Annotated in this window: 14 protein-coding genes and 3 pseudogenes; 8 read left to right on the top strand and 9 right to left on the bottom strand. The window is 42.0% G+C overall.

What is annotated here, in order from left to right:
* Positions 1 to 156 precede the first annotated feature (156 nt).
* Entirely contained in the window at positions 157 to 369 is a 213-nt protein-coding gene (locus NSU00_RS02375) for a DUF3006 domain-containing protein (protein WP_340702272.1), read from the bottom strand.
* A 15-nt stretch (positions 370 to 384) separates the two neighbouring features.
* Positions 385 to 1,716 carry a ComEC/Rec2 family competence protein gene (locus NSU00_RS02370; protein ID WP_285957741.1) on the bottom strand — a complete coding sequence of 444 codons (1,332 nt, stop codon included), beginning with the start codon at positions 1,714 to 1,716 and terminating at the stop codon, positions 385 to 387.
* Between the two features lie 261 nt (positions 1,717 to 1,977).
* On the opposite strand from NSU00_RS02370, the pseudogene NSU00_RS02365 reads away from it, so the two are divergent.
* From NSU00_RS02365 to NSU00_RS02355, 3 genes and pseudogenes are all read left to right on the top strand, one after another.
* Positions 1,978 to 2,483: pseudogene (locus tag NSU00_RS02365) on the top strand (DUF1648 domain-containing protein).
* A gap of 273 nt (positions 2,484 to 2,756) precedes the next feature.
* Positions 2,757 to 3,112: pseudogene (locus NSU00_RS02360) on the top strand (MmcQ/YjbR family DNA-binding protein).
* Between the two features lie 2 nt (positions 3,113 to 3,114).
* On the top strand, positions 3,115 to 4,098 hold the full coding sequence (locus NSU00_RS02355; protein ID WP_340703348.1) for an NAD(P)H-dependent flavin oxidoreductase: 984 nt from the start codon (positions 3,115 to 3,117) through the stop codon (positions 4,096 to 4,098).
* 456 nt (positions 4,099 to 4,554) lie between these two features.
* Here the strand turns inward: NSU00_RS02355 and NSU00_RS02350 are convergent.
* From NSU00_RS02350 to NSU00_RS02340, 3 genes and pseudogenes are all read right to left on the bottom strand, one after another.
* A pseudogene (locus NSU00_RS02350) lies at positions 4,555 to 4,953 on the bottom strand (class II aldolase/adducin family protein); the annotation flags it as partial.
* Positions 4,954 to 5,112: 159 nt separating this feature from the next.
* Positions 5,113 to 5,865: an HIRAN domain-containing protein gene (locus NSU00_RS02345; RefSeq protein WP_017553302.1), complete on the bottom strand. Its 753-nt coding sequence runs from the start codon at positions 5,863 to 5,865 to the stop codon at positions 5,113 to 5,115.
* Complete coding sequence (locus tag NSU00_RS02340) at positions 5,866 to 6,708, bottom strand: HipA domain-containing protein (protein ID WP_061566290.1); 843 nt, start codon at positions 6,706 to 6,708, stop codon at positions 5,866 to 5,868.
* 688 nt (positions 6,709 to 7,396) lie between these two features.
* On the opposite strand from NSU00_RS02340, the gene NSU00_RS02335 reads away from it, so the two are divergent.
* Positions 7,397 to 10,066 carry a glycoside hydrolase family 70 protein gene (locus tag NSU00_RS02335; RefSeq protein WP_340703347.1) on the top strand — a complete coding sequence of 890 codons (2,670 nt, stop codon included), beginning with the start codon at positions 7,397 to 7,399 and terminating at the stop codon, positions 10,064 to 10,066.
* Between the two features lie 171 nt (positions 10,067 to 10,237).
* Here NSU00_RS02335 and NSU00_RS02330 read toward each other — a convergent pair whose 3' ends face one another.
* Positions 10,238 to 10,735 (bottom strand): class I SAM-dependent methyltransferase, encoded by a 498-nt coding sequence (locus NSU00_RS02330; RefSeq protein WP_340703346.1) that lies wholly within the window; start codon positions 10,733 to 10,735, stop codon positions 10,238 to 10,240.
* Between the two features lie 1,139 nt (positions 10,736 to 11,874).
* Here NSU00_RS02330 and NSU00_RS02325 point away from each other — a divergent pair.
* From NSU00_RS02325 to NSU00_RS02315, 3 genes are all read left to right on the top strand, one after another.
* On the top strand, positions 11,875 to 12,174 hold the full coding sequence (locus NSU00_RS02325) for a glycosyltransferase (RefSeq protein ID WP_340703159.1): 300 nt from the start codon (positions 11,875 to 11,877) through the stop codon (positions 12,172 to 12,174).
* Positions 12,175 to 12,554: 380 nt separating this feature from the next.
* Positions 12,555 to 15,224 carry an SH3 domain-containing protein gene (locus NSU00_RS02320; protein ID WP_340703345.1) on the top strand — a complete coding sequence of 890 codons (2,670 nt, stop codon included), beginning with the start codon at positions 12,555 to 12,557 and terminating at the stop codon, positions 15,222 to 15,224.
* Between the two features lie 656 nt (positions 15,225 to 15,880).
* Entirely contained in the window at positions 15,881 to 17,056 is a 1,176-nt protein-coding gene (locus NSU00_RS02315; protein ID WP_017551449.1) for an IS256 family transposase, read from the top strand.
* A 609-nt stretch (positions 17,057 to 17,665) separates the two neighbouring features.
* On the opposite strand, the gene NSU00_RS02310 is transcribed toward NSU00_RS02315, so the two are convergent.
* The gene (locus NSU00_RS02310) at positions 17,666 to 18,220 is read right to left on the bottom strand and encodes an FMN-dependent NADH-azoreductase (RefSeq protein ID WP_340703344.1); all 555 of its coding nucleotides are present in this window, start codon (positions 18,218 to 18,220) and stop codon (positions 17,666 to 17,668) included.
* A gap of 109 nt (positions 18,221 to 18,329) precedes the next feature.
* Positions 18,330 to 19,448 (bottom strand): RNA-guided endonuclease InsQ/TnpB family protein, encoded by a 1,119-nt coding sequence (locus tag NSU00_RS02305; RefSeq protein ID WP_195854872.1) that lies wholly within the window; start codon positions 19,446 to 19,448, stop codon positions 18,330 to 18,332.
* An 87-nt stretch (positions 19,449 to 19,535) separates the two neighbouring features.
* Between NSU00_RS02305 and NSU00_RS02300 the strand changes: the two genes are divergently transcribed.
* Positions 19,536 to 19,676, top strand: coding sequence for a ribbon-helix-helix protein, CopG family (locus tag NSU00_RS02300; RefSeq protein WP_003352379.1), 141 nt, complete (start codon positions 19,536 to 19,538; stop codon positions 19,674 to 19,676).
* A gap of 152 nt (positions 19,677 to 19,828) precedes the next feature.
* Here NSU00_RS02300 and NSU00_RS02295 read toward each other — a convergent pair whose 3' ends face one another.
* A complete protein-coding gene (locus NSU00_RS02295; protein WP_340703343.1) occupies positions 19,829 to 20,188 on the bottom strand; it encodes a helix-turn-helix domain-containing protein in 360 nt (119 codons plus the stop codon).
* Positions 20,189 to 20,414 lie beyond the last annotated feature (226 nt).

Here is a 20,414-nt window from a genome sequence, read left to right as displayed (position 1 = left end):
GCACTTTACCAATCCTCCTTTTTTGCAGATCGTAAAAGTTAATGGGACACATAGATTCCCGTGTACTCTTTATTATAAAAGTTGGGCAGTACAAACCCTATTTGGATATAGCTATACGCCCAATCGGCATCCCGATAGATCCTCCCCCCCTGCTGCCTACTCAAATAGTTCATCCGCCAATTTTTTGATTTGGGCTTTTCGTTCCTTCGTCAGTTGCCTGTCAATGCGCGGTATTCCATCTTCAACGATAATCACGTCCCCGGCATGGACACCGGATGGAAGCTCACTCAGACGGATATCCACCGTCGTCCGGTCATCTTTTTCACAAACAGCAAATTCCCCTTCGATCCGATCAACAATATATTTCATCAAAAACGGCCTCCTTTATTGCGGGGTAAAAGAAGTGTGGGTGGTATATGTTTTCCCTTTTACAACAGCTTTTATATCAATCCGCACTTCATAGCCGGGAGCCGCTCTGCTGATCCGAACCGGAAGCGGCGTCCCTGCCGTCCCCTGATAGACGGTGTCCTTGCTTTTGTAATGAAAAGTTGCCTGATATGCCGCGCCTGTCAAACCTGTAACCATTAAATTAATTTTACCATACTGCTCGGGCGTTTGATCATCAACCTTCGCCTGTAATGTACCATTAGAAGTGGTTCGCTGGGACGGCTGCTTTGCTGGCGGAACAGCCTTGCCGGAAGCCGTTGCATTCCCCGCTTCCGAAGACAAATGATTTGGCGTTAAAGACGGAACCGGCTGGAATTCAATGGAATGCCCATCTGTCACCGCTAAAATGGTCTTCATTTCGTCTGTCCGGAAAATTTGAATATGATTCGCCTTTAAGCGATTGATGACCTCGTCACTTGGAAGGCCGTACGAATTAACCTTCGCTACCGAAATAATCGCGTACTTCGGTTTTACGGCATCCAAAAACGCCTGGCTTGTTGCAGTCTTTGAACCATGGTGCCCCACTTTCAATACCTGAGACGAAAGATCCTGGTGCGTTGCAATCATATCTTCTTCAGAACGGAAGGGGGCATCTCCCGTGAATAGAAAAGTGCCCTTCTCCCCATAGGAGAGTTTTGCAACAGCCGACCAGTCATTCATCTCTTCGTGATAATCTTTTACAGGCGCGGCAAACTTCATCGATGCCCCCTGCAGCCCCAAATCCACATTCGCTTTTGCCTGTTTGATTTTAAGCCTGCTATTTTTCACGGCCAGCAAAAAATCTTCATAGGTTCTGGTTGTATTCACGACCCGCGGCGCATATACATTTTTTACTTTTAAGTTTTCCAGGACCGTATCCAGGCCCCCGATATGATCAGCATCCGGATGGGTGGCAATCACATCATCCAATTGGCTGACATGCAGCTGGCGGAGATACCGGACAACATCATCGCCTTTGTCATTATTCCCGCCATCAATTAACACATTTTCTCCTTTTGGCGTTTGGATGAGGATGCTGTCCCCTTGCCCGACGTCAAAAAAATAAACCTTTAGTTTTCCTTTTGGAAGTGATGCAGTACTTTTATGATGGCTGTCTGTCTTGTTAACAGTTTTGCTGTCTGCTTTACTCTCTGATTTTTCCGTGCTTACCTGCTGAACCTGCTTTTCTTTTGCCGGCTGGCTGTTAGCGGGTTGGGTTTGGCCGCAACCGCTGCAAAAGAGCATGAAGAATAATAGCAGAAACCATGCGCCCGTCCGGTTAATTTTCAAATTTTATTCTCCTTCTTTCCATATGGACTCAAATGGTGAAAAAACTGGAGCCCCTTTCAAAGTGGCAAAGACATCATTAGTTTACCATACACAACCCGCTCTAGAGAGAAGTCCGGATAAAAAAACCAATTTCAAATTTGATAAGAAATTTGGCTGCTTTTGTCGTATATAAATAAAGATGGCATGGAATGTAAAAAAGCTTGCACTTGGAGACGCTGTCGTATACAAAAAATTTTTAAACTGGATTGGAGGGGAAATGGCATGCCAAACTCCCGGAAGCGGCCCAAATTGAAAATTCCCAAGACAAAAAGCGAATGGTTTTGGGACATCATTGGCTATTTATTTTTCCTTGGATCGATTATTTTTCTGGCCAGCGTTTGGGGAAAACTTCCGGAAAAAGTCCCCGGACATTATGATGCCGCCGGTAGAGTTGATCGTTGGGGATCAAAATGGGAACTTTTGATTTTACCCGGCGTGGGGGCAATCCTTGCGCTATTGATGCAGGTTTTGGAAAAATTCCCTCATATTTATAATTATCCTGAACGATTAAATGCATTGAATGCAAAACAATTTTATGTGCATAGCCGGAAACTGCTAAATCAATTGAAAATATCTGTCTGATTTTCTTTGCCCTCATCTTATTGGAGTCCATTGGGATTGCAATGGGATGGGATAACGGTTTTGGTAAATGGTTTTTACCCATCATAATCATTGGCATTGGAATTCCGATTGTATTAGGAATCGTGACGCAAAGGAAAATAAAATAACAACAATACGATAAAGGAAGCATGAACGTTGAAAAATTTCGCCATTTGGAACCAACATAAAGCACGCTTACGTTAAGAAAGTGAGAAAAATGACGCCCTTCCACAACATAGACCGCGCCTGCATTAAGAAAACACGAATAAACAGCATCCTTCCTTAACAGATCCCAAGTCTCGTTAAGAAAGCGAGAGATATGAGAACTGGAAAAACTGACGGCACCCTAAATATTTTTATATAATATAAATAGCAAGCGGCATGTTGAAGGAGCATCATAAATGAAAACAAGAGAGGACGCTATCCATTACTGTTTAAAACTGGAAAACACGTATGAAGATTACCCCTTTAAAGATAAGAATTGGACATTAATGCGCCACAAAAAAAATAAAAAAGTCTTTGCCTGGATTTTTGAAAGAAACGGCCATATTTGGATCAATGTGAAAGGTGAAAACGGCTGGCTGGACTTTTATCGCGGAAATACCACGCTGTTGTTCCGGCATACCATCTGAACAAAGAACATTGGAATTCCGTTATTCTTGACGGCACCGTCCCGGAGGAAGAAATCTGTGATATGATAAGGCAAAGCTATCACTTAACGAAGAAAAAAGGAATTCAGTCAAATAGGGGCCGGTAAAAATGAGAACTCGCATTACGGAGATATTAAAAATAAAATACCCCATTATCCAAGGAGGCCTTGCTTATCTCGGATATGCGGAATTAGCTGCTGCTGTTTCCAATGCGGGCGGCCTGGGGCAAATCACTGCCGCGACGCTGCGAACACCTGAAAAACTTCGCAATGCAATTCACAAAGTACGAAAATTAACCGGGAAGCCCTTCGGTGTAAACTTTGCAATCGCAAGGTATAACGGCCGGGACGAGGAGTTGCTTGAAGTGGCCATTGAAGAAAAGGTTCCAGCCAATTCCATCAGTGGCGGTAACCCGCAACCGGTCTTCGAAAGGATAAAAGGAGAAAACATTCGTACACTTGTGCTTGTGGCTGGAACCAGACAAGCACAAAAAGCTGAACAATTGAGTGCAGACGCAGTGATCGCCGTCGGGCAGGAAGGCGGGGGCCATTTAGGCCGGGACGACATTGGCGGCATGGTGCTCATTCCCCGGGTTGCAGACGAAGTATCCGTTCCTGTAATCGCCGGCGGGGGCATTGGGGACGGGCGTGGATTATTGGCTGCCCTTGCTCTTGGCGCAGAAGGAATTCAAATGGGGACCCGTTTTATTGCCACCAAAGAATGTATTCATGCACACGAGAAATATCAACAAACAATCGTGCATGCAAAAGAAACGGATACAGTAGTGATTAAGAGAACATTAGGGGCACCGGGCCGGGTCTTGAAAAACCGCTTTGCCTTGAATATTATGGAACGTGAACAGGAAGGGGCATCCTACGAAGGCCTGAAAGAGATGATTAGCGGTAGCGCAAATTGCAACTATATTTATGACGGGAATGAAGAAAAAGGTTATGCTTGGGCCGGACAGGTCGTCGGCCTTATTCATACGATTCCGACAGTGCAGGAATTGTTTGACGAGATGATGCATACTGCAGAAAAAGGGTTATCCCGATTAGATCATATTATGAAAGAACAAACCCATAGATCATCGTGAAGCAACGATTGACGAATCTGACGAGGCTCCCTTGCCCAATATCTCGTTCGGATTGGATAACAATTGAATCCTCTGCTAAAAAACTGCCAAAGATCCATCTTTGGCAGTTTTCTCATTTTCCCCATTCCAGAGTCTCCTGGATCAGAATGTTCTTCAAATTCGATAAGACTCTTTGTATCCTTTCCAAATCCAGCAATTCGTGATATTATATCCATGGGAAGACCTCTCTCTAGATGTTCATTTCACGGTGTACAGTAGAGTGTCTTCCCTTTTTTCCATTCATCTACCCCTTCGACTTCGAGTACATACTTACCAAAAAACCAATTAGATAATGTTCCGCTCCTCCCCTTTATGTGTTACGATACTCATATAAAAAGCTCTCCCTATGGATCGCCTGCCAGCTGCCATAGGAAGAGCTGATTTTCGATTTTTGTTTTGTTTGGGCATGGTCCAGTCTTAATGAGCAGAGACCTCATCAGGGATTGCGGCGATGCCCAATTTTTCAAAGACAAGGGCTTTGCTTGCAACATATGCGTTATACTCAATTCTCTCAAGCATATCATAGGCTTTGTGCAGGGTTTCATCTGTAATCAGGATACCATGCCTATTGAGCAGCATGGCTGCCGGTGTTACTTTTTCCCCTAACGAGATAATGTGCTTTCGGACAGTTTCTGCCAGTTCTACTGTTGTTGCCGGGCGGTATTCCAACGTTGGGATTTTTCCGAGCTTTTGTGTAGCCTCAGTTAAATTCGGCATATCCATTCCCAAAGTCGCAAAAACGAAAGATTCCTTTGGATGGGCATGGAGCACACAGCCGATCGATTCATTCTCATGATAACAGGCCATATGCATGTCACTTCACGGAATGCATTCAGTTGCAGAAGTTCATGCTATGGTGAATCAATAAGGCTAACGGCTAGACACACCGCCAAGAATACCCATCTTCCGGCTCAATCCAGAAACACCATTTCCTAGTAATGTATACGGGAAACGATTATACAGAGTAAGCTGTTTTTAAACAAGCACATGTACTGATTCAACATTTTCGCCATTTTTTACGAAAAAACCGTTCGCCAAACATCCGGTAACTGAAATACTTACCTTTGATTGCGGCCTTGCCATAGGGCTCACTTTTTCAATTCTTGCTTCATAAACGAAATGTTCTTCAATCATCTCATACATAAAGCCACTATAGAAAGCCGGAATATATCCTAATTTATATTCCCCTTTTTCTGACAAAACGATTACAGCTTTTTCATCTTCCTTGTTTGAAGGCTCCAATTGAAAACGCACAGCCGCGCCTTCTTTCAACTGATTAATGACTTTTTCTCCGTCATAGTAGCGCCACCCCGCGATATAAAAGTCAAAATTAAACCGGTCTTCAAAAACACGAATCGGGGCAACAAATTCATACGGATCAGTAGCCAGCCGTCCACCAGTAGCCCGCAATAAATCCATTTCTGTATAATCCGGAGGCAGCCCATAATTTTTTAAAATCTTATCAAAATCCGGTCTCCTTTTATCCGGTAACCGCCGTTCAAATGGTCCAAATAAGCGATCAGAAACGTATGTCTTATTTAGATTACGAAATGACAGATGCGGTTTATATCCATTTTCCAAAGCCTCTTTTAAGGTTCTGCGCTTCCCGCTTAATTCATATAAAAAAATGTATTTTCCATTTTCATGAAATAAATTGCCAATATGATAACGCTGCCTTGTCTTCTGATTTTGCCAGATCAGCCATAAGACACATGGATTTTTTTGCATTCAAGCACCTCCTTTGTACCAGTTCAAGAGCCATTCTTTACGATAGAGGAGTAACTTTTTTACCCACTTTTTGTATACAGGTCCCATCACTTTTTCCGGTATGGAGTCTACGATTTCCTGAAGCATCTGCAAGTTTATTTTATTTAATGAATTTATCGATTCTTTGGTCTCTAAAGGATAATATTGTTTGATCACTGTTAATAAATCAAGAAAGCGCGGCTTCTTTTTTTCAGGCAAGCCTATCAAGGAATAACTACGATTGCTAAAAGCTTTAAACATATTGCAATCTTTGTCCATTAGACGGATTCTGTTTTCTTTCAATTGAAATCCTAGAGAAGCGCCATTATCATAAACAGGGGCGATTCTATACTCATTATTATCATATATAATTCCCCAATTGTCACAATGTCTATCCTGATTTCCAATTAAGGCGTCAAATACAATAATTCCAATGAAATCACGGTTCAATTTAAATTCTGACAGAACACGCATAATATTAAAAAAGTGGTAATGCTTAAGACTATATCTGTCAAAATCCTCTGCGATATTGAAAAATAAATCTCCACCTTCAAATAGCTCTTCTTGTTTGCTTATAAAATTTTTCGCCAGTGTGGCAACTTTTCCATTTTTCTTAGCCAGTTGCACATCCATTGTGGAGAGGCCGATTGCTCTCCCCACGTCAGATGCTACTTTCTCCGCCCAAGCTTCTCCCGTGTTTTCCTTGGGAATTTTCAATAGAAAATGTTGGCCAGTCTCCGGATGAACTAACCAATATTTCTCTCTTGTTCCTGAAACCTGCCTTTTTTCATCTACTTTCCAATTTGTAACATCCATTAAGCACATCGTTTCACCTTTTAGGAATCTTTATTCCATTATAATTGAACAAGATGCAGTTGTCAGCCAATGAACTTATTTTTAGTCATTTACGTTCGGCCCCCAACCAACTTCATCACAACCTTATAGAGTGCTTACATTTAAGCTGTGATGAAGATCCGAAACCATTAACCTTGTGAAGGAAGCATAGATCTGCAGACTTGAAATCAAAAAAAATAGCGGCGTTATGCCGCTATTTTTTCTTAAAAGGAAAACTTGAACAAATCACCGGTCCAGTTTCTTGCTCCCCAGTTTTCTATGGAAATCCTTGTCTTTTGGCGTACTTGGGTCGATCCCTTTTAACTGCGGAACATACGCACAGATCAGTTGAACCGGGATGATGTATTCATAAGTTTTATAAAATGTGTGATTCACTTTATTGCTGAAGGGAGTGGAACCTCTGTTGCCCATTCCCTCAAAAACAAACATGTGTTACATTCGACACATATCTTCAAATTTCCTTTTTTATCCTTTCTTTTTCAGGCCATCTCCGGATACAAAATTTTCCCCTGCAAAGGTTCCCTGCGTCCTCCAAAGGTGTTCCTTTTAAATGAAAAAAATTAAAATTTTATGTGAAACTTGTGAGGATGATATTGCATATTTTCCCATCATGCAGTAATATTTTACTATTGAAACATTATTTTTAAAAGGGGCGGATATGTTGGAAAAGAAATTTTTTAGTAGATTATCAATATTGATCTTTTCTGTATTGTTGGTTGCCGGCTCGGTCAGTTATTTTCCTAAATCTGCCAAGGCTTATACATCCGGCACATCGCTCGATAACCGCGTGATTTTCCAAAGTTTTAGCCTGTACATGCCATATGAAAGCAATATGTACAAAATTCTTTCAACGAAAGGCAACGAATTGAAAGATTGGGGGATTACGGATATATGGCTTCCGCCGGCTTACCGTTCTTTCAATGCGGCACGTTACATGGAAGGCTACGCCATTGCCGACCGTTATGACCTCGGTGAATTTAACCAGGGGCCGAATAACACCCGGCCGACCAAATACGGGACAAGCGATGAATTGAAAAGTATGGTTTCCGTGCTTCACGCAAATGGTTTAAAAGTACAGGAAGACCTTGTGCCCAACCAGGTTCTCGGATTGAGCAAAAGGGAAGCAGTTTACGTCACACGCGTTGATCAAAACGGAAATTTGTTTAAAAATCCTTATACAACAGGACTTCAAACGCAAATCAGGGCCAACCTTTATCTCGCTTACACAAAAGGTGGCGGCGAAGGACAGGCAAAATATGGCTATATCAAAGAATGGAACAAAAAATATTTTAACGGTACCTCCGTACAAGGGCAGGGTATGGATCGCGTGATGAAAGACAGCAAGGGCTGGCCGTACCGTTATTTTGGGCCAAACAACCCGAAAAACCACTTGCCAAGCTGGCTTGATGAAGCTGCAGCAGCAAATAAAATCAATACAGTTGATACTTATTTGCCAGTAGACGGCTGGTATGCTGCAAAAGACGCTTCGACTTCGGATAATTATTGGAAGCCGATGTTAATGCATGACCCCGGCTATTTAAAGTACATGAAAAGCCATGGCTATTCATCTGTTGACGATATACTGAACGGCGACAACGGGCAAATCGCAAGTTTAACAGATGCGTATATTGCATCCCAGCCCGGGTACGGCTTCGGATCGGAAGAAAGGTCGTTTAAAAATGATATTTCCGGATCAGATAACCAGGATCAATTTTTATTTGTGAACAAGTATGGGACAACTTTTCACAACCTTAACAACACGATCAGCGGGAAGAACCAGTTTCTGTTAGGATTGGACATAGACAACGGGAATCCAACTGTCCAAAAAGAACAGATCCACTGGATGAACTGGCTGCTTGATACGTATCACTTTGACGGCTTCAGAATTGATGCGGCAAGCCATTACGATAAGCAAGTGCTGCTGGATGAAGGTGACGTTATGAAACAGCATTTTGGCAGCCATTTAAACGACCATTTAAGCTATATTGAGACTTATGAAAGTGCCGGGACAAATTTTGAAAATGCAAACGGGAATCCGCAGTTAATGATGGATTATGCCCTGTTCTATTCTTTGCAAAATGCTTTGGGCAAAAATTCGCCATCAAACAGCCTGTCAACCATTGCTACAAACGCTGTTGTCAACAGGGCAGGCGCAGGCACGGCGAATGCAACGCCTAACTGGTCATTTGTGAATAATCATGACCAGGAAAAGAACCGTGTGAATAAAATCATGATGGACCTGTACGGCATTAAGCCGGGTATACATTACGGCACATCCGCACCGAAATCTTTCCAAGATCTGTATGATAAAAAGACAGAGGCAAAAGCTTTGGATATTTATGAAAAAGACATGGAAAGAACGGTAAAAACATATGCGCCATCCAATGTGCCGAGCCAGTACGCATATATTTTGACGAATAAAGATACCGTCCCGACTGTCTTTTACGGCGACTTGTACAAAACGAATGCTTCTTACATGAGCGAGCATACGCCGTATTATGATACGATTGTGAAATTGTTGAAAGTGCGCAAAAATTATGCCTATGGGAACCAGCAAGTAACCAACTATAAGTCGAACACTTCCGGCACGGCGGGAAAAGATCTAATCTCAAGCGTCCGCTATGGAAAAGACCGGAATACCGGCGTGGCAACCGTAATCGGAAATAACCCGAAAACCGATACGACTATTAAAGTGGACATGGGTACCCGGCATGCCAACCAGCTATTTGAGGATGCAACCGGATTTCATAACGAAAAGCTGTCCACAGATAGCAAAGGCATTTTAACCGTTCATGTAAAAGGGACGCAAAACGCCCAGGTAAAAGGGTATCTTGGCGTCTGGATCCCCTCAAAAAAAGCGGCAACGCCGAAACAAGGCCCTGCACTTCAATACGGTAAGTATGTAACGGTAACAAACAAGCACTATGCCGTATATCAAGACTTCAACTGGAAAAAGAAAAATGTCACTGCAGTGAATAAAACGTATCTTGCCAAGGTCCAATACCATCACAGCAACGGATCCACTTACCTGTCGCTTTATGACGGCAAAGGCAAATGGGCAGGCTATATCAACGCCAAAGCTGTGAAAACCGGAAGCGGCAAGCAAGGCGCTGCCATACAATACGGCAAACATGTCAAAGTCACCAGCAAGAACTACGCCGTATATCAAAACTTCAACTGGCAGAAGAAAAATATCCGGGCCGTAAACAAAACATACTTGGCGAAGTACATTTTTTACCACATAAATGGGTTAAGCTACCTGTCCCTTTATGACAACAAAGGCAAATGGATAGGTTACATCAATGCCAAGGCGGTTAAAAGCAAATAAATTTCTTTAAACAAAAAGCGTCCCCATAACCGGCAACGGGGTGGGGATGCTTTTTTCTGCTCACTGCAAATCAGAAAGAAGGGCACCTTCAAGGTAGGTTTTATTTAAAATTCGGGGTTTTCTTTGATTGTTTCGAGTCCCTCCTGCTCATTCATCGCCCATTCCTCCAGTTCAGGGAAACATTAATGTCTCCGGATTATCAGGGACATTTTGGACTCCAAATTGCAAATCATTTTTTTCAGAATGGATGGATGGAAACCCTGCTTTCTGAAAAAGCTGCACCCACTGTTCCTCGGTTAAAATTTGGGATACGCCATAAAAATCTTTGATGTGTGCCAGTTTTTGGGGCGAAACAGGTTGTTCCAAAACCATTTCAATCGCAATTAAACATCCCCCGGGCTTCAGCACCTGCCGGAATTCCTGAACCGTTGTGGGCATATCGGTAAAAACGATCACCGACTCTGACAATACCAAATCAAATTGCCTGTCTGCAAACGGGAGAGCCTCTGTATTCCCGTGCACAATTTGTACCGGCAAACCTAATGGTCGGACTCTTTTTCTGGCTTTTTCCACCATCAATTGATGATGATCCAGCCCTGTCACTTGGCATCCGTACTGCTGCGCGACGTATGCAGCAGTCTGGCCGGTGCCGCAGCCCGCATCAAGCACTGTTGTTTTTTTCCTATATGTTCAGCCGATAATATATCCTGTGTCAGCTTGAAACCGCCTGGATGCGCTCCGCCGACTCCCAGTTCTGCCAAGCCATTCAGGTAAGTATATTCCTGATCCACTCTAACCCCTCCCTTGCCATCCAAACAGTTGGCTCGTTGATATACCGTATGTACCATTGCAGAAATCGGTAACCTTTATCGTTTAAAAACATACTTTGGTTAAGAAAAAACAATGGAGGAAGGCATATGGGGGTGTTTATTGCAAAATTAAAGTGCAGAGATGTGCAAAATTTCTATGCAAATGGTTATGCAGAGGGGCTTTACATGGAGGGGTAGCCATGATAACCTGTTTGGGTTTGCCAAATCTGTTACAGCTGGCCGCTTGGCAAAAGAATCATGGCTGCAGAGGCTCCATGTCAAGCCCTTAATAGCGAGAATTCAGATTGAATTTTTATGCGGTATAAACGAATTTATATACTGCAATACTCTGCACTTTTTTCTTGCAAAAAACATCTTCGGCATTTAAAGTCCGTTTTCCATGCCCCCCTCACATGCTCGAAAGTTGCACGGAAAAAGGGAATGCTGCCTTATACAGCTTTATCATGAGAGCCGGAACAAAACCGGGGGTACGCATTGTGCTCCCGGTTTTGTTTTTAGGGTTTTCTTATCATTAAAATGCCCATTAAATGATTGGGTGGACAAGCCGGCCGTTTTTGCAATCCCCGCTGTCCCTGTTTCCATTAATACCGATTCATCAACGATTCAGCTATCTAATCACGAAGCCGGCATCCGCTGGACATCCAAATCAAATTGCGATAACGCCATGCTTAGCATGATCAGGAGTTAAGGATCGCTTTTTCGCCTCCACACCAATCTATAAATCTTGCGGCAAAATTCGGTCTGTCCCCCCCTACCGAAACATTCAGGCGAAATTAAGAAAAATTTAAAAGAAGCCCTCTAGACTAAGTTTCTGTAATAAACCCCAAAGACACAGGGTGGATTTCCTGGAAGGTCTGAATCCAAAAGTAAAAAGATTGTGAAGTTGTTACAAAAAGGTGCTTCAACATACACTTGGGTCGCTGCAACGGTAAGTGCGCATCTCCGGCGACTTATCAGCTTGCAACAGATCAACCCGTGATGGACATCGGCGGTTTTACAGGAAGTGACCCGGCCCCGACCCTTTCCGCGTTTAAAAAATATGTCCGCCAAGGGAAGATCCACTACTTTATCAATAATGGAAGAGGCTCGTTCGGCAATATGAAACAAATGGCCAAAACCTTGCAAGATGGCAATACAAATGGCAAAAAGGTTGAAAACAATGCCCCAAATGGCGCCATGGGCAGAGGTTCCAATACAAGCTCATCGATCACCAGTTGGGTTCAAAAGAACTTTAAATCAAAAACAGTTGATGGCGTTACCCTTTATGATTTGACATAGCCAAAATCGAAGTAAGCTCTATCGTGAAGACTATCCAAAAAGTTACAGACGGTGAACGCTGTCATTTATTGCGTTCACCGTCTTTTAGTCTAATGACTGGCTAATGATCACTGATGCATTCTTGTTTTTCTTAATGGGGTTTCTTCCAATTCAACGCTGGGAGGATGATTCCCGGCATTTGCCAAAAGAGATTTTTTCACACTTTGCGACTTTCGGTTTATTTTTTCAATGAAATTGGCCTGTCCCCCTTAAAAAATACCAAAAAAAGACGATAAATTTACTAGACGGATGTGATAAGGTTTAGGGTATTTTGATAGAACAAAGACTCATAGAATGAAATTTTAAGTTTGGCGAAAGATCCAATTGGAAAGGAGATTGAAATGAAAAAAGGCTTAGTCATACCACTTTGTTTTGCAGTATTATCCACTCCTGCTTTTGATAAAACGGTACAGGGCGCTTCACTGACAAAATTCCTACATAGTTCAAGTGTACAAGCCGCAGCAAAAACAGAGACAAAATATGTCAATGTTGATTCGAATTCAAGCTTGACATTAAGAGCAAAGCCTTCAAAAAGTGCCGCCAAATTAGACAGCTTAAAAAAAGGAACAGCTGTATTGGTATACAATGTGTCTGATGGTTGGGCAGAAGTAAAAGCCGGGACAAAAACGGGGTATGTTCGTGCGGAATATTTAACCAGCACAAAACCCGGCAGTACCGCAACAACAACGAGCACAGCCAAAACAACGACGAAGTATGTCAACGTGGACAAAGGCTCTCATTTAATCTTACATTCGAAAGCCTCCAAAACGGCCAGCATTTTAGCAAGCCTGGCAAGAGGCGAAAAAGTGACGGTTTACTCCATTTCCGGGGAGTGGGCAAAAGTAAAAGCCGGTAACAAAACGGGGTATGTCCTTGCATCTTTCTTGGCGAACTCAAATCCGGATAGCAGTGCAGACACTTCTACTCCGGCCAAAACAACGACGAAGTATGTCAACGTGGATAAGGGTTCACATCTAATCTTACGTTCAAAAGCCTCCGAAACGTCCAGCATTTTGGACAGCTTGCCAAGAGGCGAAAAGGTGACGGTGTACTCTATTTCCGGGGACTGGGCGAAAGTAAAAGCCGGCAGCAAAACGGGCTATGTTCATGCATCTTTCTTGGCGAATTCAAATCCTGATAGCAGTGCAGATACTTCTACTCCAGCCAAAACAACGACGAAGTATGTCAATGTGGATAAGGGTTCACATCTAATCTTACGTTCAAAAGCCTCCGAAACGTCCAGCATTTTGGACAGCTTGCCAAGAGGCGAAAAGGTGACGGTGTACTCTATTTCCGGGGACTGGGCGAAAGTAAAAGCCGGCAGCAAAACGGGCTATGTTCATGCATCTTTCTTGGCGAACTCAAATCCCGATAGCAGTGCAGACACTTCTACTCCAGCCAAAACAACGACGAAGTATGTCAACGTGGATAAGGGTTCACATCTAATCTTACGTTCAAAAGCCTCCGAAACGTCCAGCATTTTGGACAGCTTGCCAAGAGGCGAAAAGGTGACGGTGTACTCTATTTCCGGGGACTGGGCGAAAGTAAAAGCCGGCAGCAAAACGGGCTATGTTCATGCATCTTTCTTGGCGAATTCAAATCCGGATAGCAGTGCAGGCACTTCAACCCCAGTCCAAACAACGACGAAATATGTCAATGTGGACAAAGGTTCCCATCTGGTTTTGCGTTCCAAAGCCTCCAGAAGTGGCAAAATATTAGCAAGTCTGCAAAGAGGCGAAAAAGTGACGGTTTATACAGCTTCCGGCCCGTGGGTAAAAGTGAAAGCGAGAGGTATAACCGGTTATGTGCTCGCATCCTATCTGTCAAATGCAGACCCTGATGCAAGCACAGCAGATGACAGCAATAACAGTTCCGAACCAACACCAGATTCTACGATAACCAAATACACGACAGCAGATTTAAAATTACGTAAAGGGCCTTCTAAGTCAGCAAGTGTGATTGAAGTCCTTGATAAAGGAACAGCTGTAAAGGTCTACTCCGAAGAGGATGGCTGGGCAAAGGTAGAAATCGGTGGAAAAATTGGTTATGTCAGCACAAATTATTTAACATCCGCTGCGCAACAATCCAATGGCAAGGTGACATCGATTGTAAAAAAATATGATCTTTCACTGGATGAACTTGCAAATATTCAAATGAAAGTTTCGCCTCAAACAGATACAAATGAACGATATATCAGAAGTGATGCCATTAAGCTGACAAGCCATACAACAGGTGTTGTCCAAAACGGAAGCTGGAATATCAGAGATGGTGCGGGTACAAAGAATCATGAAGTCGGCGAAACGCTTAAAGAAGGCACAAAGGTCACCATCCTATCCACCGTAAAAGGGGATGACGGCTATACATGGTATCAAATCAGTTACAACAAAGCATGGAAAAATGCCACAAAAAATGAAGTGAAATACTATTTAAATCCGAATAACTTTGTTTCGGATCCAGTCCGCTCACTTCAATTTTTGAAATTAACTTCGACTGCCAATTTGAATGCAACAGAAGTGAACCAAAAAATTCTTGCGGGTAAAGGCATTTTAGCCGGGAAAGCATCTGCATTTTTAACCGCTGCAAAACAAAATGGAATCAATGAAATTTACTTGATTGCCCATGCCTTACTTGAAACAGGAAATGGCACATCCCAGCTTGCAAATGGCGTCAAGTATAATGGCAAGACTGTTTATAATATGTATGGGACAGGTGCGAATGATGGCAATGCTGTCCAAGATGGAGCCAGGTATGCCTATCAACATGGTTGGACGACCCCGGAAGCGGCCATCATTGGCGGAGCTAAATTTATCAGCAGCAATTACCTTGGCGCCGGTCAAGATACCTTGTATAAAATGAGATGGAATCCAGATGTCGCTGCAACATATGGCTATGCCTCCAACCAATATGCAACAGACATTGGCTGGGCTTACAAACAAGTGGATGAAATCTATAACTTATACAACCTATTAGACAATTACAATATTACATTGGAAGTTCCAAGTTATCAGTAACTGCCTGCAGCCACTAAGCCGTTCATAAGGTTTTACGAACGAAGGCTATTCAGGACCTTGTAAAGAGCATGACAAATGGTAAAAGCTTCTCCCTTTTTGGGAAGCCGCTGAAAAAGTTCAAAAGAAAACATAAAAACGGCGAGACACCAGCATTCATAGTGTCTCACCGTTTTTTTGCATCTTGTATAAATAGGGCTTGCTGAACGAATCCGATTCTGAGTTTGTACCCAATTTGTCAGTAAGTTCTAGAAGAATCCATCTTTAAAAATACGATTCTGTCTTCTCTATATCTATACATTGAATCAGCTTTCAAGTGCAAGCTTTTCTCTGGATTTTTATAACACCCTTGTATCCAAATTTTTGCCAAAGCTAGGAATTTTGGTTATTCAGCAAGCTCTATGTTAAGGAAGCATGGAAAAAAGACGTTGTTTCTTTACATAGAGGCTGCCTACGTTAAGAAAGCACGGAAAAACCGAGGGCCTTTCTTCACATAAAGCTCGTCTACGTTAAGGAAGCACGGAAAAACGAGGCTCTTCCTTCACATAGAGCCCGTCTACGGATTAAGTCCGTATAATTGTGTAAAAAGAAGGAGTCATTTTATCAACTCTTGGCAACACTGTTTTCAACAACAATAAACAATGAAAAGAGGAGATAAAATGACTCACTTACAGTTTAACCTAAATTTGGATGTTTTAAAAGAAGCCATCATGACTTCCGATCTTGACGCGGTAATTAAATCAGCGGTTGTCCTCGTGTTAAACGAGTTTATGGAAAAGGAAAGGGATGACTATTTAAAAACGAGCCCTTATGAACGCGCTGTTGAACGCCGGGATTACCGGAACGGTTACTATGAACGCGAGCTGTTGATGAGCATCGGCAATGTTACATTAAAAGTTCCCCGGACACGTAATGGCGAATTCTCAACTACCTTATTTGAAAAGTATGCCAGATGTGACCAAGCTTTCGTCCTTTCAATGTTGGAGATGGTCATCAATGGCGTCTCTACCCGTAAGGTCACAAATGTCGTAGAACAGCTTTGCGGTAAGAATGTATCCAAGTCGTTTGTCTCTTCCCTTACGCAAAAACTGGATCCCATTGTGAATGCTTGGGCCGAGAGACCGTTGAATACAACCTACTACCCTTATGTGTTTGTGGACGCCATGTATATAAAAGTACGGGAGCACCATAAGGTCATATCAAAGGCTGTTTATATTGCGACTGCCATTACAGAGAAGAATACACGTGAAATACTGGGTTTAAGCGTTGACCATGCAGAAAGTTTGGAGAGTTGGAGTTCATTTTTTAAACAACTTAAATCACGTGGACTCCAATCACCAAAACTCGTTATTTCCGATGCTCACATGGGCCTTCAGAAAGCAATACAACGGGAATTCATTGGCACTGCTTGGCAAAGGTGCAATGTTCATTTTAAACGCAATATCATTGAAAAACTGCCCAAAAAAGATACTGCAGAAATCCGGGTGATGATTAAGCGCGTGTTTGAGGCCGTTACGATTGAGGACATACGCAAGTTTAAAGATGAATTAATAAACAAATTTGGTACAGAAGCAAGATTTGAAAAAGCCCTGGCCATTTTAGATGAAGGTTTTGAAGATACTATCCAATACATGAACTTTCCTGAGAATATCCGTATGCACATACGGAGTACTAATTCCCTCGAGCGGCTTAACCAAGAAGTTCGTAGAAGGGAAAGGGTCATTCGCATTTTTCCTAATACCCAATCTGCTTTTCGTTTGGTTGGTGCCGTTTTAATGCAGTATCAAGATACAGAATACTCGAAGAGGAAGTCACTTATGGGAAAGAATAGTTAGCAGCATTTTCAGCTTAACTTCCATCATGGATGATTTCATCTCCGGGAAGGGATGTCAAATTGAAAGGCATTTGACATCCCTTCCCGGAGATGAAGAAAAAAACCCATGGAAGTTAAGCCGAAAAAATGAAGGGGTGGTTGAAAACATTTGCCCATAAATTTACACAATAACCTGGACTTGACTCGTCTACGTTAAGGAAGCACGGAAAAACGAGGCTCTTCCTTCACATAGAGAGCGTTTGCGTTAAGGAAGCTCGATAAAACGAAGCTCTTCCTTCACATAGAGCCCGTCTATGTGAGGGAAGCTCGAAAAATTGACGGCCTTTCTTCACATAGGGTACGTTTCAAATGCAAGCTTTTTCCCACATTTTTTATAAAACCCTTGCATTAAATTTATGCCAAAGCTGTCAGCATCCCTGCCAAATCTAGGAATTTGCTTATTCAGCAAGCCCTAAATACGGGTTGCTGAACGAATCCGATTTTCCAGCATAACCTGCCCCACCTTTACAGAATCATGCACTTATGAAAATGCATAATTCAGCTGCTCTTAATTGGGCAGAGTGATCAGAACCTACCGCCAAATCTTGGTATTTAGCAAGCCAAATAACCATTAAAATGTTTTCCCCATTTCAACCGCCTTTTTGATAGCTTCCTCCATAATATCTTCAGCCCGTTCAGGAAAGTGGTCCATCCCCTCAACAAATAATTGTTGAAAATCTTTAAAGCCCAAGAAAGTGAATAACGTTTTTACATATTGGCTTGCAGGGTCACTGCCGTTGTAGACACTTCCGCTTGATTGAATGTGCAGTGCTTTTTTTCCTTCCACTAACCCAACAGATCCCTGGTCTGTGTACTTGAAGGTTTTCCCTGCCACTGTAATGGTATCAATCCAAGCTTTTAAATGGGTTGGCACGCTTAAATTCCACAAAGGATTGGCAATGACAACTTTATCCTTTTCCAAAAAACTCGCAGTAAAAGAATCAAACAACGTCACTTTGTGTTGCTGTTCAATGGATAATGCGTAAAAAGGAACCCTTTGTTTTAACTGGTTCCACGCTTCCAACAGGTCCCGGTCAATTTCAGGAATGGTGATATCATACAAATGGGTTTCTTCTATTTCATCGTCTGGATGATGCTCCCGGTAAGACTGTGAACTACCCTCCACTTATCAACCTTACGGTTTGATTGAAGTGGGGGCTTCTCGACTTATCGTTGCTTTTACTAGCCAACGAAAACTGACCGAGCTAACCCTCTTGTTCCAAGAGTTTTGTTACTTATGATAACGCTAATAAGCGTAATCCCTCATTTTTGATATTGATTGCTGAATTGTGATCGCGATCTAATACAAAGCCGCAAGAACATTTATATACACGTTCAGATAATGGCATTTCTTTTTCCTTGCCGCAACATGAACACTTCTTAGTGGAGGGAAACCACTTATCAATTTTCACAAGTTGTTTCCCTTGTTCTTTTAGCTTATACGCTAAGAAAGTAGTGAACATCCCCCAACCGTTGTCGTGAACGCTTTTCCCAAAGTGAAGGGCTTGAGACATCCCTTTCATGTTCAAGTCCTCAATCACGACAGCATCAAAGTTAGAAGCTAATTCTTTTGACTTATGATGAAGAAAATTCATGCGTTGGTTCGCCACTTTCTCATGTAACTTAGCCACTACTAGTCGTTGCTTGTTCCAACGTGCAGAACCTTTCTTTCTTCGAGAAAGAATTCGTTGTGCTTTTGCTAATTTATCTAAGGCTTGCCGATAGTAACGTGGGTAATTGGCTTTCTTACCCTGTTCACTCTCGACATATAGACCATCCATAGCAAAATCCAAACCAACAACTTTCTGTATTTTAACTGGACGAATATCTTTCTCATATTCTGTCAAAATTGAAATGTAGTATTTGCCTGTCTTTGTTTTAGAAATAGTGCAAGATTTGATTTTATAATCAGCAGGTATCTCTCTATGCTGTTTCATTTTTATTGGCTTTTTGATTTTTGGCAGTTTGATATGACCATTTTCTAGCTTAATATTTCCGTTGACCATATTAGTTGTATAGGATTGTTTTGCTTTACGATTTTTGAACTTTGGAAAATCCGCATTTCCTTCAAAGAAATTCTTATAAGCAGTCTGTAAGTTCATTTGTGCATTTGCCAAAGCTAAAGAATCCACTTCTTTTAGGAATGGAAATTCACTTTTATATTTTGCAGGAGTCGGAAACTTTTGCTTTTTAAGCGATTCTTTATCATCCTTGAACTTTTCATACGTTTCTTTGCGTTCAGCTAACATCTTATTGTAGACAAAGCGAACACAACCAAATGTCTTAGCTAATAATGCGGATTGTTCTTTGTTTGGTAACAAACGAAACTTGAAAGCTTTGTTTTGCTTGGCCATATCCATTCACCTCACTTTGTGCGGAAAAATTTCGTATATATTGATTATATCGTAAAAAATCCGTACAATCAATATGAGGTGATAATCATGAGAGAAGAGAAAGAACGTGTAGAAATTCGTATGCCTAAGACGATATTAGAAAAATTGGAGCAATATCAAAAAGAAAATGGGATTCCAACTAGAACAGCCGCAATCTTAGAATTGTTGAGAAAAGGATTGGAAAAATAACTTTGGCTAAAGCCAACCGAAATTCATCTCCCACCTACTCATTGGTGCGATTCGCACCTTCACATTCCTTGAGGATGGGAGACTTCTTTCGGAAAGCCGTTAAAAATTGCCCGGCGAAAGCTTCACCAACTTGTTCCGACTGTAACTTCAGCTTACTCATATGGTTTCTCCCCAGTAGCACGATTGATCTCCTCAATCCGTAAACACTCTTCAATTGCAAATAACATATTTTCCAACTGGCGTTTGGCAGCCCTCGAATCGGCTTTCCCGCGTAAAGAAAGTACATAAGGTTTTTCTGAACGATCTTCAGCTAACAATTCTTCAACGGTAATCCCCATAACTTTTGCGACTTGAGCCATTCTGTTTGGAAGAAATTGCCGTTTTCCTGTTAAAATATGTCCCATTAAGGATTTACTGATTCCTACTTCCTCAGCAAGATCTTGAATGGATTTTCCTTCTGTGTCAAGCCAATCTCTCACTTTTTTGATTGCCGCTTCATTGGCTTTATTCATGAATTACACTCCCTCAATTATTCCTATATCTTTATCATATACAAAACCACGCAAAAAGTGTAGACGTCTACAAAAGTTGCAGCATAGTATCTCCCTTGTTTGGGATACCTTATACGAATACACTATTCATTGCATTTGGTAATAATTGACCAATATCCCCAGCTTAAAACACCAGCTGAAGGCGATGGAATTTTCACCTAAAACGATCTATCATTCCAGGATATGG

The sequence above is a fragment of the Weizmannia sp. FSL W8-0401 genome (genome assembly GCF_038009125.1).
GTDB classification, from domain to species: domain Bacteria; phylum Bacillota; class Bacilli; order Bacillales; family Bacillaceae_C; genus Weizmannia; species Weizmannia coagulans.
Note: the sequence above shows the minus strand (reverse complement) of the source record. Positions and strands in the feature narration are given on the sequence as shown.